Source organism: Pseudomonas sp. 14A (genome assembly GCF_018132745.1).
Classification (GTDB): Bacteria; Pseudomonadota; Gammaproteobacteria; order Pseudomonadales; family Pseudomonadaceae; genus Aquipseudomonas; species Aquipseudomonas mercuritolerans.
On the sequence record NZ_JAGRQJ010000016.1, the window covers coordinates 134,918 to 159,106 of the forward strand.

The 24,189-nt window shown below is 59.9% G+C and carries 23 protein-coding genes and 1 other RNA gene; 7 read left to right on the plus strand and 17 right to left on the minus strand.

Annotated features, from left to right (window positions below; translation table 11 throughout):
* Positions 1–268 precede the first annotated feature (268 nt).
* Positions 269–622, minus strand: an RNA gene (gene rnpB / locus PS14A_RS20500) — RNase P RNA component class A.
* 73 nt (positions 623–695) lie between these two features.
* Positions 696–1,601: a 16S rRNA (cytidine(1402)-2'-O)-methyltransferase gene (gene rsmI / locus PS14A_RS20505; protein ID WP_161984073.1), complete on the minus strand. Its 906-nt coding sequence runs from the start codon at positions 1,599–1,601 to the stop codon at positions 696–698.
* Between the two features lie 177 nt (positions 1,602–1,778).
* Here rsmI and PS14A_RS20510 point away from each other — a divergent pair, with 177 nt between their 5' ends.
* The 4 genes from PS14A_RS20510 to PS14A_RS20525 all read left to right on the plus strand — a co-directional run bounded on the left by PS14A_RS20510 (position 1,779) and on the right by PS14A_RS20525 (position 5,222).
* On the plus strand, positions 1,779–3,590 hold the full coding sequence (locus tag PS14A_RS20510) for a penicillin-binding protein activator (protein WP_016773266.1): 1,812 nt from the start codon (positions 1,779–1,781) through the stop codon (positions 3,588–3,590).
* Entirely contained in the window at positions 3,590–3,952 is a 363-nt protein-coding gene (locus tag PS14A_RS20515) for a YraN family protein (RefSeq protein ID WP_016773265.1), read from the plus strand. Before PS14A_RS20510 ends, PS14A_RS20515 begins: the two co-directional genes overlap by 1 nt.
* A 101-nt stretch (positions 3,953–4,053) precedes the next feature.
* A complete protein-coding gene (locus PS14A_RS20520; RefSeq protein WP_008082788.1) occupies positions 4,054–4,647 on the plus strand; it encodes a phosphoheptose isomerase in 594 nt (197 codons plus the stop codon).
* The gene (locus PS14A_RS20525; protein ID WP_024014250.1) at positions 4,644–5,222 is read left to right on the plus strand and encodes a BON domain-containing protein; all 579 of its coding nucleotides are present in this window, start codon (positions 4,644–4,646) and stop codon (positions 5,220–5,222) included. The genes PS14A_RS20520 and PS14A_RS20525 overlap by 4 nt, the downstream gene beginning before the upstream one ends.
* Positions 5,223–5,392: 170 nt before the next feature.
* On the opposite strand, the gene PS14A_RS20530 is transcribed toward PS14A_RS20525, so the two are convergent.
* The 7 genes from PS14A_RS20530 to rplM form a co-directional block, all read right to left on the minus strand.
* On the minus strand, positions 5,393–5,806 hold the full coding sequence (locus PS14A_RS20530; RefSeq protein WP_016773263.1) for a ClpXP protease specificity-enhancing factor: 414 nt from the start codon (positions 5,804–5,806) through the stop codon (positions 5,393–5,395).
* Positions 5,807–5,822: 16 nt separating this feature from the next.
* Entirely contained in the window at positions 5,823–6,440 is a 618-nt protein-coding gene (locus PS14A_RS20535; RefSeq protein ID WP_212617100.1) for a glutathione S-transferase N-terminal domain-containing protein, read from the minus strand.
* A 146-nt stretch (positions 6,441–6,586) separates the two neighbouring features.
* Complete coding sequence (locus PS14A_RS20540; RefSeq protein ID WP_212617101.1) at positions 6,587–7,369, minus strand: cytochrome c1; 783 nt, start codon at positions 7,367–7,369, stop codon at positions 6,587–6,589.
* A complete protein-coding gene (locus PS14A_RS20545; protein WP_212617102.1) occupies positions 7,369–8,580 on the minus strand; it encodes a cytochrome bc complex cytochrome b subunit in 1,212 nt (403 codons plus the stop codon). The genes PS14A_RS20540 and PS14A_RS20545 overlap by 1 nt, the downstream gene beginning before the upstream one ends.
* Positions 8,580–9,173 carry a ubiquinol-cytochrome c reductase iron-sulfur subunit gene (petA, locus tag PS14A_RS20550; protein ID WP_007917031.1) on the minus strand — a complete coding sequence of 198 codons (594 nt, stop codon included), beginning with the start codon at positions 9,171–9,173 and terminating at the stop codon, positions 8,580–8,582. The genes PS14A_RS20545 and petA overlap by 1 nt, the downstream gene beginning before the upstream one ends.
* A 273-nt stretch (positions 9,174–9,446) precedes the next feature.
* The gene (gene rpsI, locus PS14A_RS20555; protein WP_003228056.1) at positions 9,447–9,839 is read right to left on the minus strand and encodes a 30S ribosomal protein S9; all 393 of its coding nucleotides are present in this window, start codon (positions 9,837–9,839) and stop codon (positions 9,447–9,449) included.
* A gap of 14 nt (positions 9,840–9,853) precedes the next feature.
* Positions 9,854–10,282, minus strand: coding sequence for a 50S ribosomal protein L13 (gene rplM, locus PS14A_RS20560; RefSeq protein ID WP_007917032.1), 429 nt, complete (start codon positions 10,280–10,282; stop codon positions 9,854–9,856).
* 244 nt (positions 10,283–10,526) lie between these two features.
* Here rplM and PS14A_RS20565 point away from each other — a divergent pair, with 244 nt between their 5' ends.
* Entirely contained in the window at positions 10,527–11,567 is a 1,041-nt protein-coding gene (locus PS14A_RS20565) for an NADP(H)-dependent aldo-keto reductase (protein ID WP_212617103.1), read from the plus strand.
* Positions 11,568–11,723: 156 nt separating this feature from the next.
* Here the strand turns inward: PS14A_RS20565 and PS14A_RS20570 are convergent, their stop codons facing one another.
* Positions 11,724–12,860: an acyl-CoA dehydrogenase family protein gene (locus PS14A_RS20570; protein WP_073473472.1), complete on the minus strand. Its 1,137-nt coding sequence runs from the start codon at positions 12,858–12,860 to the stop codon at positions 11,724–11,726.
* A 250-nt stretch (positions 12,861–13,110) separates the two neighbouring features.
* Here PS14A_RS20570 and PS14A_RS20575 point away from each other — a divergent pair, with 250 nt between their 5' ends.
* Entirely contained in the window at positions 13,111–14,007 is an 897-nt protein-coding gene (locus PS14A_RS20575) for a GlxA family transcriptional regulator (RefSeq protein ID WP_212617141.1), read from the plus strand.
* Positions 14,008–14,178: 171 nt separating this feature from the next.
* Here the strand turns inward: PS14A_RS20575 and zapE are convergent, their stop codons facing one another.
* From zapE to PS14A_RS20590, 3 genes are all read right to left on the minus strand, one after another.
* On the minus strand, positions 14,179–15,273 hold the full coding sequence (gene zapE / locus PS14A_RS20580) for a cell division protein ZapE (protein ID WP_016773254.1): 1,095 nt from the start codon (positions 15,271–15,273) through the stop codon (positions 14,179–14,181).
* Positions 15,274–15,363: 90 nt separating this feature from the next.
* Entirely contained in the window at positions 15,364–16,719 is a 1,356-nt protein-coding gene (locus PS14A_RS20585; RefSeq protein ID WP_212617104.1) for a tryptophan--tRNA ligase, read from the minus strand.
* Positions 16,720–16,743: 24 nt separating this feature from the next.
* Positions 16,744–17,373, minus strand: coding sequence for an alpha/beta fold hydrolase (locus tag PS14A_RS20590; RefSeq protein ID WP_212617142.1), 630 nt, complete (start codon positions 17,371–17,373; stop codon positions 16,744–16,746).
* Between the two features lie 144 nt (positions 17,374–17,517).
* Here PS14A_RS20590 and PS14A_RS20595 point away from each other — a divergent pair, with 144 nt between their 5' ends.
* Positions 17,518–17,952: a DUF1043 family protein gene (locus tag PS14A_RS20595; protein ID WP_016773251.1), complete on the plus strand. Its 435-nt coding sequence runs from the start codon at positions 17,518–17,520 to the stop codon at positions 17,950–17,952.
* 226 nt (positions 17,953–18,178) lie between these two features.
* Here PS14A_RS20595 and PS14A_RS20600 read toward each other — a convergent pair whose 3' ends face one another.
* The 4 genes from PS14A_RS20600 to PS14A_RS20615 all read right to left on the minus strand — a co-directional run bounded on the left by PS14A_RS20600 (position 18,179) and on the right by PS14A_RS20615 (position 24,188).
* Complete coding sequence (locus tag PS14A_RS20600; RefSeq protein WP_130911278.1) at positions 18,179–18,913, minus strand: OmpA family protein; 735 nt, start codon at positions 18,911–18,913, stop codon at positions 18,179–18,181.
* Between the two features lie 120 nt (positions 18,914–19,033).
* Positions 19,034–19,684 (minus strand): MBL fold metallo-hydrolase, encoded by a 651-nt coding sequence (locus tag PS14A_RS20605; protein ID WP_212617105.1) that lies wholly within the window; start codon positions 19,682–19,684, stop codon positions 19,034–19,036.
* A gap of 60 nt (positions 19,685–19,744) precedes the next feature.
* The gene (locus tag PS14A_RS20610; protein WP_212617106.1) at positions 19,745–22,480 is read right to left on the minus strand and encodes a LuxR C-terminal-related transcriptional regulator; all 2,736 of its coding nucleotides are present in this window, start codon (positions 22,478–22,480) and stop codon (positions 19,745–19,747) included.
* Between the two features lie 343 nt (positions 22,481–22,823).
* Entirely contained in the window at positions 22,824–24,188 is a 1,365-nt protein-coding gene (locus tag PS14A_RS20615; protein ID WP_212617107.1) for a DUF1329 domain-containing protein, read from the minus strand.
* Between the last annotated feature and the right edge of the window lies 1 nt (position 24,189).

A 24,189-nucleotide genomic window follows, 5' to 3' on the forward strand; every position in this document is an offset into this window, starting at 1 on the left:
CGGAGATTTAGCGACGTAAAAGGAGGCTCAACGAGAATCTGACGTGAAGTTTCGACCAATAACTTGATGCAGCACTGAAAGCTGCGCTCGAAAGTTAAAGTAGTTTGTTAAGAGTAAGATTTTTTCGGTATTACAAAGGCGCTTCGGCTGTTGATTGAAGCAGGGTGGGAAAAGGCTATTACCGCGTTTGCCGCTGCCGGAGTTTCAGACCAGGCCGGCTGATATTACACAGCCGCGTCTTTTTTGTTTCAAGCAGGGAAAGAAAAAGGTGGAGAGTCGATCTGTAAGCCGGGTTCTGTCTTGAACAGTCATTCGTCTACGATGGCCATCACTGGACATCTTTAGCAACCTACCCGGTCCCAGCGCGGGCCACGCCTTGGGACCCTATTTGGTCTTGCTCCAAGTGGGGTTTACCTAGCCACGAACTGTTGCCAGACGTGCGGTGCGCTCTTACCGCACCTTTTCACCCTTACCGGCGCTTGCGCGCTTAGGCGGTTATTTTCTGTGGCACTTTCCGTAGGCTCACGCCTCCCAGGCATTACCTGGCACTTCGCCCTATGGAGCCCGGACTTTCCTCCCCCCCCTAATTTTCATAGAGGGCAGCGACTGTCCGATCGACTCTCCGCCGCGAAGGTTAACGGCAGAGCGCCGGAAGAACAAGCGCTAAAACCCTCAAGAACGCCATGGGCGACGGCTTACACGCCTTTCTGTTTATCCAGCGCTACCTGATACAAGACGTTTTTGCGCTCGCCGGTGATTTGCGCTGCCAGTGCGGCGGCGCGCTTGAGCGGCATTTCCTCCAGAAGCAGATCGAGGATGCGCATGGCTTCGCTGCTGACCGCGTCCTCCGACTCCGGCGCGGTCCAGCCGGCCACCAGCACCACGCACTCGCCGCGCTGCTGATTACTGTCGGACTCGACGAACGCACGCAGCTCGCTGAGCGGCAGGCCTTTGAGGGTTTCGAAGGTCTTGGTGATTTCCCGCGCCAGCAGAGCCTGACGCTCGCCGCCAAACACCGCTTCCATATCCTGCAGGCATTCGAGAATGCGATGCGGCGCTTCATAGAAAATCAGGGTGCGCGGCTCTTCTTTGACTGCTTCCAGACGCGCCTTGCGCCCGACCGACTTGGCCGGCAGAAAGCCTTCGAAGATAAAACGGTCGGACGGCAATCCTGCCGCCGACAGCGCCGCAATCAACGCGCAGGCACCCGGCACCGGCACCACGTTGATGCCGACCGCACGGGCCTGACGCACCAGGTGATAACCCGGATCGGAGATCAGCGGCGTGCCGGCATCGGAGATCAGTGCGACGTTGTCGCCCGCCAGCAACCGGGTAATAAAGCGGCTACCCTCATCCCGTTCATTGTGTTCGTGGCATGCGGCCAAAGGCGTGCCGATGCCGAAGTGCTGCATCAGGCGCGCCGAATGCCGCGTGTCTTCCGCTGCAATCAGGGCCACTTCACGGAGGATTTTCAAGGCCCGGGCGCTGATGTCGTCCAGGTTGCCGATGGGCGTCGCCACCACATAAAGCGAGCCAGCAGCGGAATTCAAAGGACCTGGAGCAGTCAAAGCGCACACCTCGTGATCGGTAAAAGCGGCCATTGTAGCGCGTCATGAGGCTTGCGATGCGCTCCGGCCGAGTGCGGTTTTTCGCCCGGTTGTGCGCTGCCGCAACATTTACTCCAGCTAAATTGACCGATTCACGCCAGTAACATCGCGCCCCGGCCAGTGCTTGGGTACAATTCCACGCTAATTTGATCGAGTATCAGGAACACTTACATGATCGCTTGCCTGCGGCTGTTCACTGCCCTCTGCCTCGCTGCCTTGTTGGCCGCGTGCGCCAGCTCCCCTTCCTCCAGCCTTGGCGAACTTCCACGGACTCCGGACGCCAGCATCGAGCAACTGCTCGAACAGGCTGCGCAGGCTAAAACCCCGGAACAAGCCGCCCTGCTGCGCCTGAGCGCGGCGGACCAGGCCTACCGCCAAGGCAATGCCGGCCAGTCCGCGCAGATCCTGCAACAAGTGCCGGTTGAGCAACTCAAGCCAGGCCAGCAGATTTTTGCCAACACGCTGTCCGCAGAGCTGGCCATGACGCGCAATCAGCCGAAAGCTGCACTGACTGCCCTGAGCCATCCAAGCTTCCAGAAGCTCAGCGAAATGCCGGAAGAGCAGCAAGTGCGCACCGGCACTGTTCACGCCCGCGCCCTTGAAGCCGATGGCCAGACGCTGGCCGCTGCCCGCGAGCGTGTGTTCATCGCACCGATGCTGGAAGGCGAAGCGGCGAGCAAGAACCACGAAGCGATCTGGACCCTGATCGCGTCGCTGCCAACCGATCAATTGCAACCGAACAACACCGACGATCTCGGCGGCTGGATGGCGCTAGCGCAAGCGGTGAAAACCGCAGGCACGCTGGAACAGCAACAAGCCGCAATCGACAACTGGCGTGCGCAGAATCCAAAGCACCCGGCGGCTGTCAACCTGCCGCTGCCACTGACCAAACTCAAGGAACTGGCCAGCCAGCCATTGAGCAAAATCGCCCTGCTGCTGCCCCAGGACGGCCAATTGGCGTCGGTCGGCAAAGCGCTGCGTGAAGGCTTCATGGCCGCGCATTATCAGGCGCAACAGGCCGGCCAGAACCCGCCTGCCATCGAGTTCTACGACAGTTCGAAGCTGACTTCGATGGACGAGTTCTATCGCAAGGCCCAGGCTGACGGCGTGCAACTGGTAGTCGGCCCGCTGGAAAAACCACTGGTCAAGCAACTGAGCACTCGCCCGCAACTGCCAATCACCACCCTTGCGCTGAACTACAGCGAAGGCGAGCAAGGCCCGGCGCAACTGTTCCAGTTCGGCCTCGCTGCTGAAGATGAAGCTCGCGAAGTTTCCCGACGCGCCCGCGCCGATGGCCTGCATCGCGCCGCGATCATGGTGCCGAAGGGCGAATGGGGCGATCGCGTTCTGCGTGCCTTCAGCCAGGACTGGCAAGCCAATGGCGGCAGCATCGTTGCCACCGAACGTGTCGATCAGCCGGTGCAACTGGCCCAGCAGATCGCCGACATGTTCCAGCTGCGTCAGAGCGAAGCTCGCGCCAAGAGCCTGCAGAATGTTGCCGGCACCAATGTCGCCGCGCAGCCTTCGCGTCGTCAGGACATCGAATTCATCTTCCTGGCCGCCACGCCGCAACAGGCCCAGCAGATCAAGCCGACCCTGAACTTCCAGTACGCCGGCGACGTTCCCGTCTACGCGACCTCCCATGTGTACAGCGCCAGCGGCGACGTCAATCAGTACAACGACATGAACGGCATTCGCTTCTGCGAAACCCCATGGCTGCTGGAAACCAGCGATCCGCTGCGCCAGCAAGTAGCTGCGCAATGGCCGCAAGCCAATGGCAGCCTCGGTCGCCTGTACGCCATGGGCGCCGACGCCTATCGCCTCGCCCCGCGCCTGGGCCAGCTCAAGGCCCTGCCGGACAGCCGCATCGAAGGTCAGTCGGGCAGCCTCGGCATGACCCAGACCCAACGCGTAGTGCGCCAGTTGCCATGGGCACAGTTCGTCAGCGGTCAGGTGCAGCGCCTGCCGGACACACCGCGCTGATGCCCGACAGGTCACGCTCGCAAAGCGGCAAGGATGCCGAGCGCCAGGCGCTCGAACATCTGCAACAACAAGGGCTGCGCCTGCTGGCGCAGAACTGGTTATGCAAACGCGGCGAGCTTGATCTGGTCATGCTTGATGGCGATACAGTAGTATTCGTTGAAGTTCGCTACAGAAAAAACACTCAATGGGGTGGCGCGCTCGCCAGTATCGACGAGCGCAAGCAGCAGAAACTGATCTTTGCAGCACAGTATTTTCTTCAGCGCGAGTCGCGTTGGGCCAATTCCCCCTGCCGCTTCGATGTGGTGGCGATCGACAGCCACCCGAATCAGCTGAACTGGTTGCAGAATGCTTTCGACAGTTGATCGCCTGCACCCTGCCCCGTTTTCGTCCGACACATTTTGCTCTTTGCTTTGCGGGCTGCACATTCACGTGCCGAACAGCCGCGCCACTTAAGGTCACACAGATGGACATGCAATCCCGAATTCGCCAGCTTTTCCAGGCCAGTATCGACACCAAGCAACAGGCGATGGACGTACTTGCACCGCACATCGAGCAAGCCAGCCAGATCATGGTCAACGCCCTGCTCAACGAAGGCAAAATGCTCTCGTGCGGCAACGGTGGTTCGGCCGGCGACGCCCAGCATTTTTCTTCGGAGCTGCTCAACCGCTTCGAGCGCGAGCGTCCGAGCCTGCCGGCGATTGCGCTGACTACCGACACTTCGACGATCACCTCGATCGCCAACGATTACAGCTACAACGAAGTGTTCTCCAAGCAGATCCGCGCGCTCGGCCAGCCGGGCGATGTGTTGCTGGCGATTTCGACCAGCGGCAACTCGGCGAACATTATTCAAGCGATCCAGGCCGCACATGATCGCGAAATGATTGTCGTAGCTTTGACCGGACGCGATGGCGGCGGCATGGCGTCGCTGCTGTTGCCCGAGGACGTCGAGATTCGCGTACCGGCCAACGTCACTGCACGTATTCAGGAAGTCCACTTGCTGGCGATCCATTGCCTCTGCGATCTGATCGACAGCCAACTGTTCGGGAGTGAAGAATGACCCCTAATCGCCTTGGCCTTCTGGCCTTGACCCTGTGCCTCGGCATCAGCGGCTGCACCTCGGTGGTGAACGCCAGCCGTGAAGCGCCGATCGAAGACGACCGTGGCACGCGCACCTTCGGCAGCAAGATCGACGACTCGCTGATCGAGACCAAAGCGGGCGTGAACATCGCCAAGGCCGACCCGGCCCTGGACAACGATTCGCACATCGTCATCACCAGCTTCAACGGCGTGGTCCTGCTCGCCGGCCAAACGCCACGTGAAGACCTCAAGGCCAAAGCCGAACAGGCCGCCGCCAACGTCCAGCGCGTGAAGAAAGTGCACAACGAACTGCAAGTGCTGCAACCGTCCTCCCTGCTCGCGCGCCAGAACGACGCGTGGCTGACCACCAAGATCAAGACCCAGATGCTCACCGACGCCAGCATTCCTGGCTCGCGCATCAAAGTCGTCACCGAGAATGGCATCGTCTACCTGCTCGGCCTGCTGACCAAACAGGAAGCCACTCAGGCAACCAATCTGGTTCAGGGTGTGTCCGGTGTGCAGAAGATCGTGAAGCTGTTCGAATACATCGACTGACCTGATGACGCAGAGCTGTGTAGGAGCGTGTAGGAGCTGACGAGTGCAACGAGGCTGCGATCTCTTGATCTTGCTTCTAAAGATCAACAGATCAAAAGATCGCAGCCTCCGGCAGCCCCTACACCGCCAACGCAGGCACAAAAAAGGCGATCCATCCGGATCGCCTTTTTTTATTTCACAACCTTCAAACTTGGCCGGCCACTCGGGCGTGGCGGCTCGCTGCCCGGTGGCGGCGAGTCGTCATCCGGATCGATGTCTTCCTCGTCGTCCATCGGCAACTCGAGGTCAAACACCATGCCCTGGCCGTTCTCCCGCGCATAAATGCCCAGGATCGCGCTGATCGGCACGTAGAGACTGTGCGGAACACCGCCGAAGCGGCCTTCGAACGTCACCACGTCGTTATCCATGTGCAGATGACGCACGGCACTCGGCGAGATGTTCAGGACGATCTGGCCGTCACTGGCAAAACCCTGTGGCACCTGCACCGCCGGGTACTCGGAGTTGACCAGCATGTGCGGGGTGCAATCGTTATCCACAATCCACTCGTAGAGCGCGCGGACCAGATAAGGTCGACTGGAGTTCATAGCGGCTCCTTAAGCCTTAGCGCATATCGCGTTCGACACCAGACAGACTCGCCTGGAAAGCCTCACGCGCAAACTGACGCTCCATATAATCAAGCAGCGGCTTGGCCGGCCGCGGCAGTTCAATACCCAGCATCGGCAAACGCCAGAGTATGGGTAATAGGCAGCAATCCACCAGACTTTGTTCCTCACTGAGGAAGAACGGCTTGTCGGCGAACAGCGGCGAAACGCCGGTCAGGCTTTCGCGCAGTTCCTTGCGCGCCACGACCCGTGCAGCCTCTTTGCTCTTGGGATCCAGAATCAGATCCACCAGCCCGCACCAGTCACGCTGAATCCTGTGGATCAGCAGACGGCTGTTGGCCCGCGCCACCGGATAAACCGGCATCAGCGGCGGGTGCGGGTAACGCTCATCCAGATACTCCATCACCACGGTCGACTCCCACAACGCCAGGTCACGATCGACCAGCGTCGGCAGACTGCCGTAAGGGTTCACCTCAATCAGTTTAGGCGGCTGGCGGCCCGCTTCCACGTAAATGATTTCGGCGCTGACACCCTTCTCTGCAAGCACGATGCGCACTCGGTGGGAATAGTGGTCGGCGGGGTCGGAGTAACAGGCCAACCGATTGGTCACGCCCATGGCGATCCTCCTCGCTTGTTGAATTTGTCGGAACCGGAAAAACGCGCGCGCCCAGAGGGCACCTCCCGCAGGGTCTGACTGAGCAGATCCTGCTTTAGCGGAGGCGCCCTTGGGCGCGCGCGATTAACAGCAATGCTTGAAGCGTATCAGTGCACGTCTTTCCAGTATTCACGCTTGAGCAGGTAGGCGAACACAAAGAAGAACGCCAGGTACAGCAAGACGTAAGTACCGATGCGCTGATGTTGCAGCTTAACCGGGTTAGCCGAGTAAGCCAGGAAGGTTACCAGATTCTTGACCTTCTCATCGAACTGCTCTTCGTTCAGAGCACCGGACTTCGGCACGATGGTCAGTTGATCGCACGCTTCATGGGTCAGCGGCGTGCCGGTCAGCGGATCGTATTGCTTCTTGCCGTCCTCGACGATCTGCACCTGTTTGCAGCCGACGACCTGACGACCTTGCAGGCCGACCAGTACGTTAGGCATGCCGACGTTCGGGAAGACCTTGTTGTTCACGCCCCATGGACGCGCCGGATCTTCATAGAACGACTTCAGGTAACCGTAGAGCCAGTCGGTGCCGCGTACTCGCGCTACCAGAGTCAGGTCCGGCGGCGCTGCGCCGAACCAGGTCTTGGCGTCGGCCGGCTGCATGCCGATGTTCATGTGGTCGCCAATCTTGGCACCGGTGAATACCAGCTTCTCCAGCATCAACTCGTGCGGGATGCCGAGGTCATCGGCGACGCGCTCGTAACGCTGGAACTTGGCACTGTGGCAACCCATGCAATAGTTGGCAAAGGTCCGCGCACCATCCTGCAGAGCGGCTTTGTCAGAGACGTCGATATCGACACTTTCCAGTTCAGGACCATGACCCTCGGCGGCAAAAACCAGGGAAGGCAGAGCAGCAAAAATCAGAGCAAGTAATAACTTTTTCATCAGCCAGTCACCCTTTCCGGAACCGGTTTGGTCTTCTCGAGCCGGGTGTAGAACGGCATCAGAATGAAGTAGGCGAAATACAGGAAGGTGCAGACCTGCGACAGCAACGTGCGCCCCGGAGTTGGCGCAAGAACACCGAGAACGCCGAGAATCACGAAGGAGATGCAGAACACCACCAGCCAGATTTTGCTCAGCCAGCCCTTGTAGCGCATCGATCTCACCGGACTGCGATCCAGCCATGGCAGCACGAACAGCACCGCAATCGCCGCACCCATGGCGATAACGCCCAGGAGTTTGTCCGGCACCGCACGCAGGATTGCGTAGAACGGCGTGAAGTACCAGACCGGAGCAATATGCTCAGGCGTCTTGAACGGGTTGGCCGGCTCGAAGTTTGGTTTTTCGAGGAAGTAGCCGCCCATTTCCGGGAAGAAGAACACAATGAAGCAGAAGATGAACAGGAACACCACAACGCCGACAATGTCCTTCACCGTGTAGTACGGGTGGAACGCAATGCCGTCCAGCGGGATGCCGTTTTCGTCTTTGTGCTTCTTGATATCGACGCCGTCAGGGTTGTTCGAACCGACTTCGTGCAGCGCCAGAATGTGCAAGACCACCAGACCGAGAATCACGATCGGCAGCGCGACCACGTGCAAGGCGAAGAAGCGGTTCAGGGTGATTCCGGAGATCAGGTAGTCACCACGAATCCACTGGGTCAGGTCATCGCCGATCAGCGGAATCGCACCGAACAGCGAGATGATCACCTGGGCTCCCCAGTAGGACATCTGGCCCCACGGTAGCAGGTAACCCATGAACGCTTCGGCCATCAGTGCCAGGTAAATCAGCATGCCGAACACCCAGACCAGCTCGCGCGGTTTTTGGTACGAACCGTAGAGCAGGCCGCGGAACATGTGCAGATAGACGACGATGAAAAACGCCGAAGCGCCGGTCGAGTGCAGCAGACGCAGGATCGAGCCGTACTCGACGTCGCGCATGATGTATTCAACGGAAGCAAAGGCCTCTTCTGCCGACGGCGTGTAACTCATCGTCAGCCAGACGCCGGTGACGATCTGGTTGACCAGCACCAGCAGTGCCAGCGAGCCGAAGAAATAGAAGAAGTTGAAGTTTTTTGGTGCGTAATATTTGCTGAGATGGTCTTCCCACATTTTGGTCGCGGGAAAGCGCGCATCAACCCAATCCATGAACTTGCTCATCACGCTTTCTCCGTATCGACGCCAATGACAATCAGGTCATCGGTCTCATAGGAATGCGGGGGAACTGGCAGGTTCAAAGGCGCAGGTTGCGACTTGTAGACGCGGCCAGCCAGATCGTAGTGGGAACCGTGGCACGGGCAGAAATAGCCGCCTACCCAGTCCTTGCCCAGATCCGCAGGTGCCACTTCGGGACGGAAGGTCGGTGAGCAACCCAGGTGCGTACAGATCCCGATCAGCAGGAGAATTTCCGGCTTGATCGAACGTACTTCCGGGTCGACATAAGTGGGTTGCGTGGAGTTTTTGGAGGTCGGATCGGAGAGCTGACCCTCGATCTTCTTGAGATTCCCCAGGATTTCCTCGGTACGGCGGACAATGAACACCGGCTGGCCGCGCCATTCAGCAATCATCTGCTGGCCTGGCTCGATTTTGCTGACATTCACTTTCACCGGTGCACCGGCAGCTTTCGCCTTGGCACTGGGAAACCATGACCCCACGAACGGGACCGCAGCCCCCACCGCTCCTGCAGCACCCACCACGGATGTGGCTGCCACCAGGAAGCGACGCCGGCCTGCATTCACGCCGTCATTGCTCATTCAGTCCTCTCCCATCAGCTTTTTTGGCCTGTTAAATCAGGCGTCTACTAAATAAATCAAATGTTACTTATAAAAATTTTGCCCGAATGGTAATGAAAACCCCCAATTCTGACAAGGTTAATTCCCCGGGGCTCAGCCCCTCAAGCCTTGGAGTATAGGGGGTCTACGGCTGTGGCAAGTTGTCACAACGCAATTCTTTGATAAATCGCACGCATAAAAAAACGCCCGCTTCCGTGAGGAGGCGGGCGTTCTTTTTTGAACGTGGAAGCGGAATTAACGCTTCGAGTACTGCGGACGCTTACGCGCTTTACGCAGACCAACTTTCTTACGTTCAACTTCACGGGCGTCGCGGGTAACGAAGCCAGCTTTGCGCAGAGCGCTACGCAGGGTTTCGTCGTAGTCCATCAGAGCGCGAGTGATGCCGTGGCGGATTGCGCCAGCCTGACCACTTACACCACCGCCGATCACGGTGACGTAGATGTCGAACTTCTCGACAGTCTCGGTCAGCTCCAGCGGCTGACGAACTACCATGCGGGCAGTTTCGCGGCCGAAGAAGTTATCCAGCGAACGGTTGTTGATGGAGATGTTACCAGTACCCGGACGCAGGAAAACGCGTGCGGTTGCGGTCTTGCGACGGCCAGTGCCGTAATTTTGAGTCGCCGACATAATGTACTATTCCGTTAAAACTTCAGTTCTTGGGGCTGCTGAGCAGTATGAGGGTGAGCAGCGCCCGCATAGACTTTCAGCTTACGGTACATGTCGCGACCCAGTGGGTTTTTAGGCAGCATGCCTTTAACCGCGGTCTCGATCACGCGCTCAGGGGCCTTGGCGATCAGCTTTTCAAAGTTGATCGACTTGATGCCGCCCGGGAAACCGGAGTGGGAGTAGTACATTTTGTCAGTGGTTTTAGCGCCGGTAACACGGATCTGCTCGGCGTTGATGACGACGATGTAGTCGCCGGTGTCAACGTGAGGAGTGTACTCAGGCTTGTGCTTGCCACGCAGACGGCTCGCGATTTCGGTGGCCAGACGACCCAGGGTCTGACCAGCAGCGTCGACGACAAACCAGTCGCGCTTTACTGTTTCCGGTTTAGCAGTAAAAGTTTTCATTCTTTATAGCCTCAGGGGCCGCCTGTAAATAAGACGGCGGATCTTACTGAATAGTGCGTACTTTGACAAGTCAAAGGCAGCCGGATACAGACGCTTTCGGGGGCTCGGGTCGGCGCGTCCGTTCAACGGCAAGATTCTTCGGCGGCGGCGCATCACTTCCACTGCAGAAAGAGGTCGGCAATTATGCAGATTGCGAAAATTTTTTCAACCTGCTTTTATGATTGTTTTGCCCAAGGAGCACCCGATGGACTATCGCCAGCTAGGCCGTACCGACCTGAACGTGAGTGCAATCTGCCTCGGCACCATGACCTGGGGCGAGCAAAACACTGAGGCTGAAGCCTTCGCCCAGATCGAGCGGGCGAGAGAAGCGGGGATCAATTTCCTCGACACCGCCGAAATGTACCCGGTGCCGCCCAAAGCCGAAACCTACGCCACCACCGAGCGCTACATCGGCAATTACTTCAAGAGTCGCGGTGACCGTTCCGACTGGATCCTCGCCAGCAAGATCGCCGGCCCCGGCAACACCATCGACTACATCCGCGACAAGAACCTGCGCCACAACCGCCAGCACATCACCGAAGCACTGGACGGCAGCCTCAAGCGCCTGCAGACCGATTACATCGATCTGTATCAATTGCACTGGCCGGAGCGCAGCACCAACTTTTTCGGGCAGCTGGGCTACAAGCACAAGATCGAAGCGAACCTGACGCCGCTGGAAGATACCCTCGAAGCCCTCGACGAGCAGGTTAAGGCCGGCAAGATCCGCCACATCGGTCTGTCCAACGAAACGCCGTGGGGCACCATGCGCTTTCTGGCTCTGGCCGAAGCGCGTGGCTGGCCGCGTGCGGTATCGATCCAGAACCCGTACAACCTGCTCAACCGCAGCTTTGAAGTCGGCTTGGCCGAGATCGCCATGCGCGAACAGTGCGGCTTGCTCGCCTATTCGCCGCTGGCATTCGGCTTCCTCTCCGGCAAGTACGAAGGCGGCGCCCGTCCACCGAAAGGCCGCCTCAGCCTCTACAGCCGCTTCAGCCGCTATTTCAACCCGCAATCGGAGGCGGCGTGCAGCCGTTACGTAGCCCTGGCCCGTGAACACGGTCTGGACCCGGCACAAATGGCCTTGGCCTTCGTGACCCAGCAACCCTTCGTCACCAGCAACATCATTGGCGCGACGACGCTTGAGCAACTGGACAGCAACATTGCCAGTTTTGATCTGAAACTGTCCGATGAAGTGCTGGCCGGGATCGAGGCGATTCACAAGGATCACCCGAACCCCGCGCCATAACTGACCGCCAAAAGCTTCGCGAGCAGGCTCGCTCCCACAGGTACGGTGATCCCCTGGGGGAGCGAGCCTGCTCGCGAAGAGGCCAGTCGGATTACCTCAACAGCGGAACGCGGAGCGTCCCCGGCGGCATTCCTTTGCTGCGCGTGGGAACGATCATCACAGCGACCGCGCAATAATCTCCTTCATGATTTCATTGGTGCCGGCATAAATCCGCTGCACCCGCGCATCCGCCCACGCCCGGGCCACCGGGTATTCCCACATGAAGCCGTAGCCACCATGCAGTTGCACGCACTCGTCGAGCACCTTGCATTGCAGATCGGTGCCCCAGTATTTGGCCATCGCAGCGGTCGGCACATCGAGTTTGCCCTGCAGATGCAGCTCCAGGCAGCGATCGACGAAGACCCGGCCGATCTGGATCTCGGTGGCCATTTCGGCCAGTTTGAAGCGGGTGTTCTGGAAATCGGCGATCGACTTGCCGAACGCCTTGCGATCACGGGTGTAATCCAGCGTCCATTGCAACGCTGCTTCAGCCGAGGCCAGACCGCCAATCGCCACGGTCAGGCGCTCCTGCGGCAACTCCTGCATCAGATAGGCAAACCCGGCACCCGCCTGGCCGAGAAGGTTTTCCTTCGGCACGCGCACGTCCTGGAAGAACAGTTCCGAGGTGTCCTGCGCCTTCATGCCAACCTTCTCCAGGCGCTTGCCCTTCTCGAAGCCCGGCGTATTCGCCTCCACCAGAAACAGACTGGTGCCCTTGGCGCCAGCCTTGGGATCTGTCTTGGCCACCACGATGACCAGATCAGCCAGAAAGCCGTTGGTGATGAACGTTTTCGAACCGTTGATCACATATTCGTCACCGTCCAGCACCGCCGTGGTTTTCACCCCTTGCAGATCGGAACCCGCGCCAGGCTCGGTCATGGCAATCGCCGTGACCATTTCGCCCGAGACCAGTTTCGGCAGGTATTTGTGTTTCAGCGCCTCGCTGCCGTAATGCAGGATGTAGGGCGCGACGATGTCCGAGTGCAGCGAAAAGCCGATGCCGGTCAGGCCCAGACGCCCGACTTCTTCAATCACTACGGTGCTGTAGAGGAAATCCGCGCCCAGGCCGCCGTACTCTTCCGGCAGATGCGAACAGAGCATCCCCGCCTCCCCCGCCTTGTTCCACAGCGCGCGATCGATGTGCCCCTGTTTCTCCCACTGCGCGTGATACGGCACGGCCTCTTTTTCGAGGAAAGTTCGCACGCTGTCGCGGAACAATTCGTGCTCTGAGCTGAACAGGGTTCTGGGGATCATGCGGCACCTTTCTTTGTTGTTGGAGGGATACGGCTCTCAGAGACTAAGCCCGACTCCTGCTACGGGACACTGGACACATCCGACAAAAAATAAGACGATCCAGCCGTCTGGTGACCACTTTCCCTTATAAAAACAAAACAAAAGTTGAATTATGTCTAAGCACGTTTCCCCGCCCTTGCGGCGCGTCAGCATCCTGGCCATCGACCGGGTTTTCGCTTACACCCTCATGCAGGCCAAGGATTTTTTCCATGTGGCCAGCCTGCGTTACGGCAAACAACTGGGCCATGGCCTGACGCCGGCGTTCGAAACGCGCCTGGTCAGCCCCGATGGCAAACCGGTAAAAAGCTTCAGCGACGTGGTCATGCCGGTCGACGGCGGCCTGGAAAACGCCGACGTGATCATCCTCCCGGCGTTCTGGGACGATTTCGACACGCTGTGCAGCCGTTACCCGCAAATCATGCCGTGGCTGCGCGAACAGCATGCGCGCGGCGCGGTGTTATGCGGCGAAGCCACCGGAGTGTTCTGGCTGGCCGAAGCCGGGCTGCTCAACGGCAAGGAAGCGACTACCTACTGGCGCTTCTTCAACGCCTTCGCCGAGCGTTTCCCCAAGGTCTATCTGAATCAGGACAAGCACCTGACCGACGCCGACAATCTCTACTGCGCCGGCGGTACTACTTCGGCCTGCGATCTCTACATCTATCTGATCGAACGCTTCTGCGGCGCGAACGTGGCACAAGCCGTGGCCCGTGACATCCTTTACGAAGTGCAGCGCAGCTACTCACCGGGACGTATCGGTTTCGGCGGGCAGAAGCTCCATCAGGACGTGATCATCCTGCAGATCCAGCACTGGCTCGAAGAGCATTTCGCCGACAAGTTCCGCTTCGAAGACGTCGCCCGCGAGCACGGCATGAGCATCCGCAACTTCATGCGCCGCTTCCAGACCGCCACCGGCGACAAACCGCTGCACTACTTGCAGCGCCTGCGCATCGAGACGGCCAAGGGCCTGCTCTCGGGCACACGCAAGAGCATCAAGACCATCAGTTACGAGGTCGGTTACGACGATGCAAGCTTCTTCGCGCGACTGTTCCGCCAGCACACTGAACTGTCGCCTAACCAGTACCGGCAGCAGTTTCAGCAGGCTGCGTAACTCAACTGCACAATCCAATGTGGGAGCGAGCCTGCTCGCGAATACGTACTTACCTGCAACATTGACGTTGCTGACACTGCGCTTTCGCGAGCAGGCTCGCTCCCACAGGGAAAAACTTCAGCGCATAAAAAAGCCTGCAATCGCAGGCCCTTTTCCTTGCCGAAACTCCGTTTAAGGCTTGTGCGCCCGCGACAGGAATTCGTGGGATTGCATCTCCAGCAGTCGGCTCAGCGTGCGCTGGAACTCGAAGGTCAGGCGTCCGCCGGTGTACAGATCCTTCAACTCGACTTCAGCAGAAATGATCAGTTTGACGTTGCGATCGTAGAACTCGTCGACCATGTTGATGAAGCGCCGGGCGATGTCGTCGGTGGTGACGCTCATCTGCTCGACGCCGCTGAGCAGCACGGCGTGGAAGATCTTGCCCAGTTCGATGTAGTCGTTCTGGCTGCGCGGGCCGTCGCACAGTTCACGGAAGTCGAACCAGGCCACGTCGTCGCAGGTGCGCAGAGCGCGGATTTCGCGGTTCTCGATGATCAGCACATCGTTTTCCACCGCCGCCGTGCACTCCGGTGTCAGTGCCTTGAAGCTCTTGCGCAGGCTTTCGTGCGCGGCTTCATCGAGCGGATAGTGGAACAGCTCGGCTTGCTCGAGGTGACGCAGACGATAATCGACGCCGCTGTCGACGTTGACGATCTCGGTGTTCTGCTTGATCAGCGCGATGGCCGGGAGGAAACGTGCACGTTGCAGGCCATCCTTGTACAGACCGTCCGGAACGATGTTGGACGTCGCGACCAGGGTCACGCCGTTCTTGAACAACTCTTCCATCAGCGTGCCGAGGATCATCGCGTCGGTGATGTCGGAGACAAAGAATTCATCGAAGCAGATCACCCGCGACTCGGCCGCGAAGCGCTTGGCGATGATGGTCAGCGGGTTCTTCTCGCCGCCCAGGGTCTTCATTTCTTCGTGCACGCGCTTCATGAAGCGGTGGAAGTGCGTGCGGGTCTTTTCCTTGAACGGCAGCGCTTCGAAGAAGGTGTCGACCAGGTATGTCTTGCCGCGACCGACGCCGCCCCAGAAATACAGGCCCTTGACCGGCGCCTGATCCTTTTTGCCAAACAGCTTGCCGAGCAGACCCGGCTTGTTCTGGTCAGCGGCGATCAAGTCGTCGTATAGACGCTGCAAGTGACGCACGGCAGTTTCCTGCGCGGCGTCATGGAAGAAGTCCGGGCGTTTCAGATCAGCTTGATATCGTTCTAGGGGCGTCATAATTCGTTAGCAAGGCAACAAAAACGGGCCGTCACTGTAGCGACGGCCTGTGGGAATGGCAATCGGCCCTTGGTCGGGTCGTGCCGCCGATCAGTCCTGAGCCGGGGTCAGCGCGACGCGCAACGCCTCGATGGCGGCGTCCCGCGCACCGATGTCGGCAAACGCCGGGCTGTCGCCCACGCACTCACCGGCCAGCCAGACGCTGAAGCTCAGTTCTTCAGTACGCACGTCCAGCGGCTCGCCGGACTGCAACTGTTTGGTCACCTGGCCGGCGGTTTTGCCGTCGGCGAAGTTGCGCGACAGCAGCAATTGCTCGCCGTCGGCTGACAGCAGACGGAAACGGAAACTGCCGTCGTCCTCGCGGAAGCTGACGAAACGCGCGGTTTTCGCAGCTTTCTTTTTGGTGGTCGCGGCGACCTGAACCTGATTGACGAAAGAACGCAGGCCGACAGCTTCGCGCAATTCATTGAGGAACGGCGTGGCCACGGCGCGGGCCTTCTTCGCACCGATCTGCAGGATGTCTTCCAGGTCCGCCGGACGCTCGATCAACTGGTGATACTTCTCGCGCGCCTCGCCCAACTCGCTGTCGAGCAACTGGAACAGGCGATTCTTCGCCTCACCCCAGCCCAGACCACCGAGCAGTTCGCTGCGGAATTCGTCAGCCTGCGCCGGGGTGGCGAAGGCCTGGAACAGGGTGAACAGGTGCGAGTTGTCAGGATCTTTCGCTTCGCCCGGGGCCTTGGAGTCAGTGACGATCCGCGAGATCGCGTCCTTCATCTCTTTGGCGCTGGAGAACAGCGGAATGGTGTTGTCGTAGCTCTTCGACATCTTGCGACCGTCGAGGCCCGGCAAGGTGGCCACGCTTTCTTCGATCAGCGCTTCGGGCATGGTGAAAAATTCTTTGCCTTGACCGAACAGATGGTTGAAACGCTGACCGATATCACGGGCCATTTCCACGTGCTGAATCTGATCGCGACCGACCGGCACCTTGTGCGCGTTGAACATCAGGATGTCCGCGGCCATCAGCACCGGGTAGCTGTAGAGGCCCATGGTGATGCCGGCATCCGGGTCTTCACCGGTTTCAACGTTCTTGTCCACCGAGGCTTTGTAGGCGTGCGCGCGGTTGAGCAGGCCCTTGGCGGCGACGCAAGTCAGCAGCCAGGTCAGCTCGGGGATTTCCGGGATGTCGGACTGGCGGTAGAACGTCACGCGGTCAACATCGAGGCCGCCGGCCAGCCAGGTCGCGGCGATTTCCAGACGCGAGCGCTGGATGCGCAGCGGGTCATCGCATTTGATCAGGGCGTGGTAGTCGGCCAGGAAATAGAACGAATCGGCCTGGCTGTCGCGGCTGGCGAGGATTGCCGGGCGAATCGCGCCGGCGTAGTTGCCCAGGTGCGGCGTGCCGGTGGTGGTGATGCCGGTGAGAATGCGGGTACGGTTGGTCATGGGTAATCGCTTGTCAGACTGCAATCAATTCGAGAGACGCGGCAACAGCAGATCCTTGAGATCGGTCAGCTTGCCGTGAAAAAAGTGTCCGCATTCTGCCACTTTCAGCAGCTCATGGGGGCGCTGGAGTTTTTCCGACCATTGGTAGACCAGCTGCGGATCGATGACTTCGTCGGTTTCCGGCTGGATCACGGTCAACCCGCCGTGCTGCGGCAGTTGATCCTGCTCGCCCAGACGCATCACTGCCGGGGCAACCATGAACAGGTGTGCAAGCTGGACGCCTTGGGCTTCGAGACGGCCGCCGAGACTTGCTGCAACAAATCCGCCGAAGGAGAAACCGAACAGGGTCAGCGGCAAGTCCGGGTGTTTTTCCCGCAGCCATGCGGCGGCTGCTTCGGCATCATCGACTTCACCACTGCCCATGTCGTGCGTGCCCTGACTGGCGCCGACGCCACGATAGTTGAAACGCAAGGTGATCAGGCCCGCGTCGCGCGCGGTGCGCTGCAGGGTCGAGACGACCTTGTTGAGCATGGTGCCGCCCTGCACCGGGTTCGGATGGCAGATCAGCGCGATGCCGCGCGGCTGCTCGTTATCCAGGTAAAGGCTTTCCAATTGACCCACCGGGCCGTCAATCACTACAGGGGTTTCACGCATCAGCAAGGGAGGAACTCCGTGACCTCGAATCGGGTCGACTCGTCTAGCAAATTGTCTGTGCCAATCTATTGCGAGTGAATCGCGGTATACAGCGCAGGTTCGAGCCGTTAACGTAAAGCAAAGCCGTTTATAGAGGAAGGACTCGTGGAACACTCGCTCTTAGTTTGGTTGTTACCGACTCTTGCCCTGGTTGTGGGTGTCGCCATTGGATTCCTGATCGCGCGCGTTGCGCCGAACGCCGCACCGAGCCGCACGCAGCGTCAACTGGATGATATCCAGGAGCGTTTCGACAGTTACCAGAACGAAGTGGTCACCCACTTCAACAGCACCGCGATGCTGGTCAAGAAGCTCACTCAGAGCTATCAGGAAGTGCAGGATCATCTCGCCGAGGGCGCCAATCGCCTGGCCCTGGACGAGCAGACCCGCCAGCGCCTGATCGCCGCCCTGCACGCCGACGCAGCGCAGGCACCACGTGAACGCCTGACGCCACCGCGCGATCAGGAACCACCGCGTGACTACGCGCCAAAGAGCCCGAATTCGCCGGGCATGCTCGATGAGCATTATGGTTTGAAGAAGTAAGCAGTCTTCGCTGAAAACAAAAAGCCCCCGGACAGTGATGTGTCCGGGGGCTTTTTTGTATCTGCAATCTTCGCTGCGCTTGCCGGCCTCTTCGCGAGCAGGCTCGCTCCCACAGGGGGAATGCATTTCAAATGTGGGAGCGAGCCTGCTCGCGAAAGGGCCGCTACAGGCGACACAAAAAAATGCCCGATCACAAGACCGGGCATTTCTTCATCCAGGCAATCGCTTATGGATACTGCTGCACCGTACCCGGCTGTTGCTGCTGACCACCGTACTCCTGGCCTGGAATAGCCTTCAGGTTGACTTCGACCCGGCGGTTCTGCGCGCGGCCGTTGACATCACCGTTACTGGCAATCGGGTTATCCGGGCCGGCGCCACGGGCCGACAGGTTGGCACCGCTGACGCCTTGCGAGGTCAGGTAAGTCGCCACGCTCTGCGCACGACGCTGGGACAGGTCCATGTTGTGCTGGCGGCTGCCGGTGCTGTCGGTGTAGCCGACGATTTCGATCTGGTTCTGGTTGAACTCTTTCAGCGAGTTGGCCAGGTTGTTCAGCGGTTGATAGAAGCTGGAAGCGATGTTCGCCGAATCGGTGGCGAAGGTGATGTTGCCCGGCATGATCAGCTTGATCTGATCGCCCTGACGCTGCACTTCAACGCCAGTGTTGGCCATGCTCGCGCGCAGTTTCTTTTCCTGCTGGTCGGCGTAGTAGCCGTAGCCTGCTGCGGAAGCACCGACGACAGCAGCGCCGATCAAGGCGCCCTTGCCACGGTTGTCGTGGCCGATGGCGGCACCGGCAAGTGCACCGGCCAGCGCACCGAGGCCACCGTATTTGGCGGTTTTGCTCATGCCTTGCGAGCCACCGTCGGCCTGACCCTGATTGTCATACGGATTAGGCGAGGCGCAGCCGGACAGCACGGCCACGGCAGTAGCGACAATAATCAAACGACGCGTGGTGAACATGGAGAGCTCCTGGTTTTTTGCATTCTGTGGTGCAGCGGCCACTGATCAATCAATGGACCTGCGCGGGCGTTGGATCATGACAATGCCTAAAAATTCCGCCCGCTGCCCGTGACAAAAAATTCAGGCACGTACAAACGGGTTCTCGCGCATCTCATCACCCAGACGCGTGTCCGGACCGTGCCCGGTGACAACCGTCGCGTCCTCGTCCAGCGTATACAGCCGCTGCTTGATCGAACGCACGATGGTCGCCTGATCGCCGCCCCACAAATCCGTGCGCCCAACCCCGCGACGAAACAGCGTGTCGCCGGCTATCAACAGCTTAGCCTCGGAAAACCAAAAGCTCATGGAACCGGGGGTATGACCCGGCGTGTGCAAAGCCACGCCGCAACCGCAGGCCAGCTCTTCGTCATCGCTCAACCAGCGATCCGGCGATGGCACCGGGGTGTAAGGCACGCCGAACATCTGGCATTGCATCTCCAGATTGTCCCAGAGGAACTGGTCTTCCTTGTGCAGATGCAAAGTGGCGCCGGTCTTCACCTTCATTTGGCCGGAAGCCAGGAAGTGATCGAGATGGGCGTGGGCGTGGGTGTGGATGATGCTGACGACTTTCAGGCCATGGGCATCGAGGCGCGCCATGATCAGGTCCGGGTTGCCGCCCGGGTCGACGACGATGGCTTTTTTGGTGATTGGGTCGCCGATGATGGTGCAGTTGCACTGGAGCGGGCCGACGGGGAAGGTTTCGCGGATAAGCGCAGGGCTGGGCGTGGTCATGGAAAAATCCTGGACAGGGTCAACGCCGTTGGCAACGGCCGATGGCGAATTTTACCGTCGCTAGAGCAATAACCCCAATGCCTTCGCCCGCGCCACGGCCTGCGTACGCCGCTCAACCCCAAGCTTGCTGTTGATATGGCTCGCGTGGGTTTTCACGGTGTGCAGGGAAATGAACAACTGCTCGCTGATCTCCTGATTGGAACAGCCTTGAGCGATCAGGCGCAGCACGGCCAGCTCACGGCTGCTGAGTTGTTCGGTAGCGGAGCTTTCCACGGCCGGGCGTGGCGCGGCTGTTGGGAAATGCGTGAGCAATTGCTGGCTGACCGCGTTGCAGGAGAGTGCCTGCAATTGCCCGCGCATCCAGTCGGCATGGCTTTTCAGTAGCGCATCGAAGGGCTGGAAGACGCCGCCGGCAGCGGCTTCCAGAGCTTGGCTCAACGTTTTGCGGGCTTCCGGTTCGCGCCCATTCGACAGCAACAGCGTCACCTTCTGCGTCAACGCCATCACACTGAGCAACTGGCGTCCGGTCCGCTGGCCGTTTTCATGCAATACGTCCAGCCGACCTTCGGCCAGCATCGGTTGGCCCTGAATTACATCGAGCAGCGCCTGTTGCAGCTCCACATGCAGCGGCAGCTGCGGATGAAACTCCGGCGGTGCAGCGGCGTGTTCGCCGGTGTAGGTCTGGCCCAGGCGCGCAAGCCACGCCTCGGCGAGATCGATGCGACCCTGGGCCAGCCACAGTTCGCATTTGACCAAGGTGATCATCGCCAGGTAGTAGATCGGCGGCACGTCCCAGATGTGCATCAGGCGTTCGGCTTCGGCGAGTTCGGCGAAGGCCTTGGCGAACTCGCCGCTGGCGCCGTCGAGGCGGGCAATCACGCAGTGGCCGATCAGCACGCTGATGTCGCGACAGGCCCGCGCCTCGCCAATGCCGGCCAGCAGGCGTACGCGTGCGGCCTGCGGCTGCAAACGCATCGCCAGCAGGAAACCTTCGTACAACGTCAGCCGCGCGCGCACGGCGTACAGGCGTTGCGGCGACAGACCGCGCAAGCGCTCCAGGCCCTGATGCACTTCATCCAGCGCGCGCAGGATCTCGCCCCGCGATTGCAGAACCCGCGCCCTGTCGTAATGCGCCAGTGCTTCGAATAATGGATTGCCGACCCGTTGCGCCAGCTCAAGCGATTCGCGGTTCAGGCCACGGGCGCGCCACAGATCACCGTCGGCGATCGCCAGATTGGATAGGGTCGACAGACACATCAGGCGCTGGCCGTAACGCTTGGCCGGCAGGCTCTCCAGCGCTTCGCTGCAATAACGCAGGGTCAGTTCGCGATGGCCGCGCCCGCGAGCGATGATCCCGCTAAGCGCCAGCCATTGCGCCAGCATGGATTTTTGCGCGGTGGCCGAAGGCGCCGGCAGGAAACGGCTCAAATGGCTGGCCAGCTCTTCAGCGGCGTCGAGCTGACAGGCCAGCCCCAGCGCCCAGCTGTACAGCACGATCAGCCGTGGCGTACTGATCAGCAGGCTGTCGGGCAAGTCCATTTTCCATCGCAGCAGCATGCCGACGTTCTGCTCGGCGAGCAGCTGTTCTTCGGACAGGTTCTGTACCAGGTTCGCCGCGACATCGAGATGCCCGGCACGCAACGCCTGCTCCACCGCTTCGTCGAGCAAGCCCTGTGCGTTGAACCAGCGGCAGGCGCGCAAATGCAGTGTAGCGTTGGGCACCATCGCCTGGGCGATTGGCCGGCTGCGCAACAAGTCAGAAAACAAATGGTGATAGCGATACCAGTGACCGTGCTCGTCCAGCGGCACCAGAAACACCTGATGGGCGAGCAGAAAGCGCAGGATCTCGGCGCTGTCATGGGCTTCGCGGACCGCGTCGCACAGCTCGCTGCAAAAGCGTTCCTGCGGTGCGGTTTCGTAGAGGAAGGATTGCACTTCGGTTGGCAAGCAATCGATGACTTCTTCGAGCAGATAATCGCGTATCAGCCCTTCACCGCCATTCAGCGCTTGCGGAAGCGCGGCATCGTTGCCCGCCTCGGCCACCGCCAGCAGCCAGAAGCGCAGACCGGCGACCCAGCCTTCGCTGCGCTGGATCAGGCTTTCCAGTGCTTCGCCGCGCAGTGAGCTGCTGTGGCGGTCGAGCAAAGTCAGGGCTTCGTCGTGGGTCAGGCGCAAGTCCTGTTCGTGCAGCTCAAGCAACTGCCGCGACAGGCGCAGACGCGCCAGATGCCAGTCCGGGCGCTGACGACTGGTGACCATCACCAGCAAGCCATCGGGCAGATGATTGAGGAAGAATTGCAGGCACCGGTCCAGCACCGGCCCCTGGGCGAGGTGGTAGTCATCGAGTACCAGCAGCAACGGTGCGGCTGGATCGAGGTGCAGCGCCAGCTCATCGAGCAGACCGTCGAGCCACTCTTCGAACGCGAATGGTTGATGGCGCTGACGCATTTTCAACAGGCCGAGGGCACCAGCGCCCAACGCAGGAAAATAGTCTTGCAGACCTTCGAGCAAGCGCTCGAGAAAACGTCCGGGATCGCTGTCACGCGGACTCAAGCCCAGCCAGAGACTTTGCCAATGCGCCGGCAGACTCTGACAGAACTCCACCGCCAGCGAGCTCTTGCCGAACCCGGCCGGGGCGCTGACCAACAGTAACCGACCACCGAGCCCGGCCTGCAGACGCTGGCAAAGGCGCGGCCGCAGGACATAGCCGTCAGGCAGCGGCGGGCGAAAAAAACGCCCGTCCAGTGCTGCGACGGTGATGCTTGCGGGACCCGGAAGTGGGGACAGATCAGTCATGGCCGGCTCTTGTTCGAAGGCGATTGGCGGCGTTGCAGATGTCCGCAGCCTAGCCTTAATCGAACCGGTTATGAAGGTTGCTGCTACAAATGGCTACAAAAAGGCTACACAGCGCCGCCAAAATCCGGCATCACCGACCAATCGCGACCACGATGAATCCGTGTAGGAGCTGCCGAAGGCTGCGATCTCTTGACTTTGCTTTTTCCAGAATCAAAAACAGGATCAAAAGATCGCAGCCTTCGGCAGCTCCTACATGAGCGGTGCGGCGTAAACCGCACGCAAAAAAACGCCCCGAACCGGTCGGGGCGTTTTCACGAGGATGCGGCCTCGGGTTTACGCAGGTTTAGCGAACACCATCCTGACGCAGAGCGGCCGGGGTGAAATCGCTGGTGGTGGCGGTGAAGCCGAAGTCATACGCCTGTTTCTCTTCGTTCTTCATGCCCAGCGCCAGATAGCGGCCGGACTGCAAGTCGTAGAGGGTTTCGAGGGCGTACCACGGCACTTGCTTGTCGTAGTAGTTCTCGGCATGCGCCTCGGCTACACGCCACAGTTGGCCGCGACCGTCGTAATGGTCGATGACCGCTGCCTGCCAAGTGTCCTCGTCGATATAGAAGTCACGCTTGGCGTAGATGTGGCGCTGGCCTTCCTTCAGGGTCGCGACCACGTGCCAGACGCGGCGCAGCTCGTAGCGAGCCAGGTCCTGGTTGATGTGACCGGCCTTGATGATGTCGGCGTACTTCAGTTTCGGATCGTCGAGTTTGTAGCTGTCGGAGGCGATGTACATCTCTTTCTTGCCTTCGAGCTTCCAGTCGTAACGATCCGGCGCACCGTTGTACATGTCGAGGTTGTCGGAAGTACGCAGGCCGTCGGCGGCAGTACCCGGGCCGTCATACGACACTTGCGGTGCACGGCGCACACGACGCTGACCGGCGTTGTAGACCCACGCCGAACGCGGCTCCTTGACCTGATCGAGCGTCTCGTGCACCAGCAGTACGCCACCGGCCAGACGCGCCGGCGCGGTCACTTTCTGCTTGAAGTAGAACAGGATGTTGCCCGGGTTCGCCGGATCGTAGTCCTTCATCTTGTCGCGGAACACGAACTGATCCTGGAAGTACACCAGGCTGTACGAGCCGTTCGGTTGCGGCGTGGCCTGGGTCACCAGACGGGTCACGCTGCCGCCGCGATAGCGGGTGATGTGGTTCCAGATCACTTCCACGCCGGTTTTAGGAATCGGGAACGGCACGGCGGTATCGAAGTTTTCCAGACCGTTGCCGCCGGACACCAGGTTGGTGCTGGTGGCGTTCTTCTTGATCGCAGCGAACACGTCATCCGGCACGGTGGCGCCGCGATGGGACGGATAGACCGGCATCTTGAAGGTTTCCGGGTAGCGCTTGAACATCGCGTACTGGCCCGGGGCAAGCTTGTCCTTGTACTTGTCGACATCCTTGGCAGTGATGGTGAACAGCGGCTGCTCACTGGCGTAAGGGTTGGACAGGAAGCCTTTGCTGTCGACACTGCCGGCGTTTTTTGGCAGTGGTTTCCAGGCCGGGATCGAGCCGTCGGCATTGCCAGCCATTTCCGCGCCCATCGGCGTCAGGCTCTTGCCCAGTTTATCCGCTTCGGCAGCAGGCACCGCCGCCATGACACTGGTCGCCAGCAGCGACAGGCCCAGAACACCGGCGTGGAACAGACTCTTTGTTATTTTCATA

What these genes read in the sequence shown, in the direction of transcription:
- rsmI (WP_161984073.1), bottom strand. Translation starts at nt 1,601, where the DNA reads ATGGCCGCTTTTACCGATCACGAGGTGTGCGCTTTGACTGCTCCAGGT.
- PS14A_RS20510 (WP_016773266.1), top strand. Translation starts at nt 1,779, where the DNA reads ATGATCGCTTGCCTGCGGCTGTTCACTGCCCTCTGCCTCGCTGCCTTG.
- PS14A_RS20515 (WP_016773265.1), top strand. Translation starts at nt 3,590, where the DNA reads ATGCCCGACAGGTCACGCTCGCAAAGCGGCAAGGATGCCGAGCGCCAG.
- PS14A_RS20520 (WP_008082788.1), top strand. Translation starts at nt 4,054, where the DNA reads ATGGACATGCAATCCCGAATTCGCCAGCTTTTCCAGGCCAGTATCGAC.
- PS14A_RS20525 (WP_024014250.1), top strand. Translation starts at nt 4,644, where the DNA reads ATGACCCCTAATCGCCTTGGCCTTCTGGCCTTGACCCTGTGCCTCGGC.
- PS14A_RS20530 (WP_016773263.1), bottom strand. Translation starts at nt 5,806, where the DNA reads ATGAACTCCAGTCGACCTTATCTGGTCCGCGCGCTCTACGAGTGGATT.
- PS14A_RS20535 (WP_212617100.1), bottom strand. Translation starts at nt 6,440, where the DNA reads ATGGGCGTGACCAATCGGTTGGCCTGTTACTCCGACCCCGCCGACCAC.
- PS14A_RS20540 (WP_212617101.1), bottom strand. Translation starts at nt 7,369, where the DNA reads ATGAAAAAGTTATTACTTGCTCTGATTTTTGCTGCTCTGCCTTCCCTG.
- PS14A_RS20545 (WP_212617102.1), bottom strand. Translation starts at nt 8,580, where the DNA reads ATGAGCAAGTTCATGGATTGGGTTGATGCGCGCTTTCCCGCGACCAAA.
- petA (WP_007917031.1), bottom strand. Translation starts at nt 9,173, where the DNA reads ATGAGCAATGACGGCGTGAATGCAGGCCGGCGTCGCTTCCTGGTGGCA.
- rpsI (WP_003228056.1), bottom strand. Translation starts at nt 9,839, where the DNA reads ATGTCGGCGACTCAAAATTACGGCACTGGCCGTCGCAAGACCGCAACC.
- rplM (WP_007917032.1), bottom strand. Translation starts at nt 10,282, where the DNA reads ATGAAAACTTTTACTGCTAAACCGGAAACAGTAAAGCGCGACTGGTTT.
- PS14A_RS20565 (WP_212617103.1), top strand. Translation starts at nt 10,527, where the DNA reads ATGGACTATCGCCAGCTAGGCCGTACCGACCTGAACGTGAGTGCAATC.
- PS14A_RS20570 (WP_073473472.1), bottom strand. Translation starts at nt 12,860, where the DNA reads ATGATCCCCAGAACCCTGTTCAGCTCAGAGCACGAATTGTTCCGCGAC.
- zapE (WP_016773254.1), bottom strand. Translation starts at nt 15,273, where the DNA reads ATGACGCCCCTAGAACGATATCAAGCTGATCTGAAACGCCCGGACTTC.
- PS14A_RS20585 (WP_212617104.1), bottom strand. Translation starts at nt 16,719, where the DNA reads ATGACCAACCGTACCCGCATTCTCACCGGCATCACCACCACCGGCACG.
- PS14A_RS20590 (WP_212617142.1), bottom strand. Translation starts at nt 17,373, where the DNA reads ATGCGTGAAACCCCTGTAGTGATTGACGGCCCGGTGGGTCAATTGGAA.
- PS14A_RS20600 (WP_130911278.1), bottom strand. Translation starts at nt 18,913, where the DNA reads ATGTTCACCACGCGTCGTTTGATTATTGTCGCTACTGCCGTGGCCGTG.
- PS14A_RS20605 (WP_212617105.1), bottom strand. Translation starts at nt 19,684, where the DNA reads ATGACCACGCCCAGCCCTGCGCTTATCCGCGAAACCTTCCCCGTCGGC.
- PS14A_RS20610 (WP_212617106.1), bottom strand. Translation starts at nt 22,480, where the DNA reads ATGACTGATCTGTCCCCACTTCCGGGTCCCGCAAGCATCACCGTCGCA.
- PS14A_RS20615 (WP_212617107.1), bottom strand. Translation starts at nt 24,188, where the DNA reads ATGAAAATAACAAAGAGTCTGTTCCACGCCGGTGTTCTGGGCCTGTCG.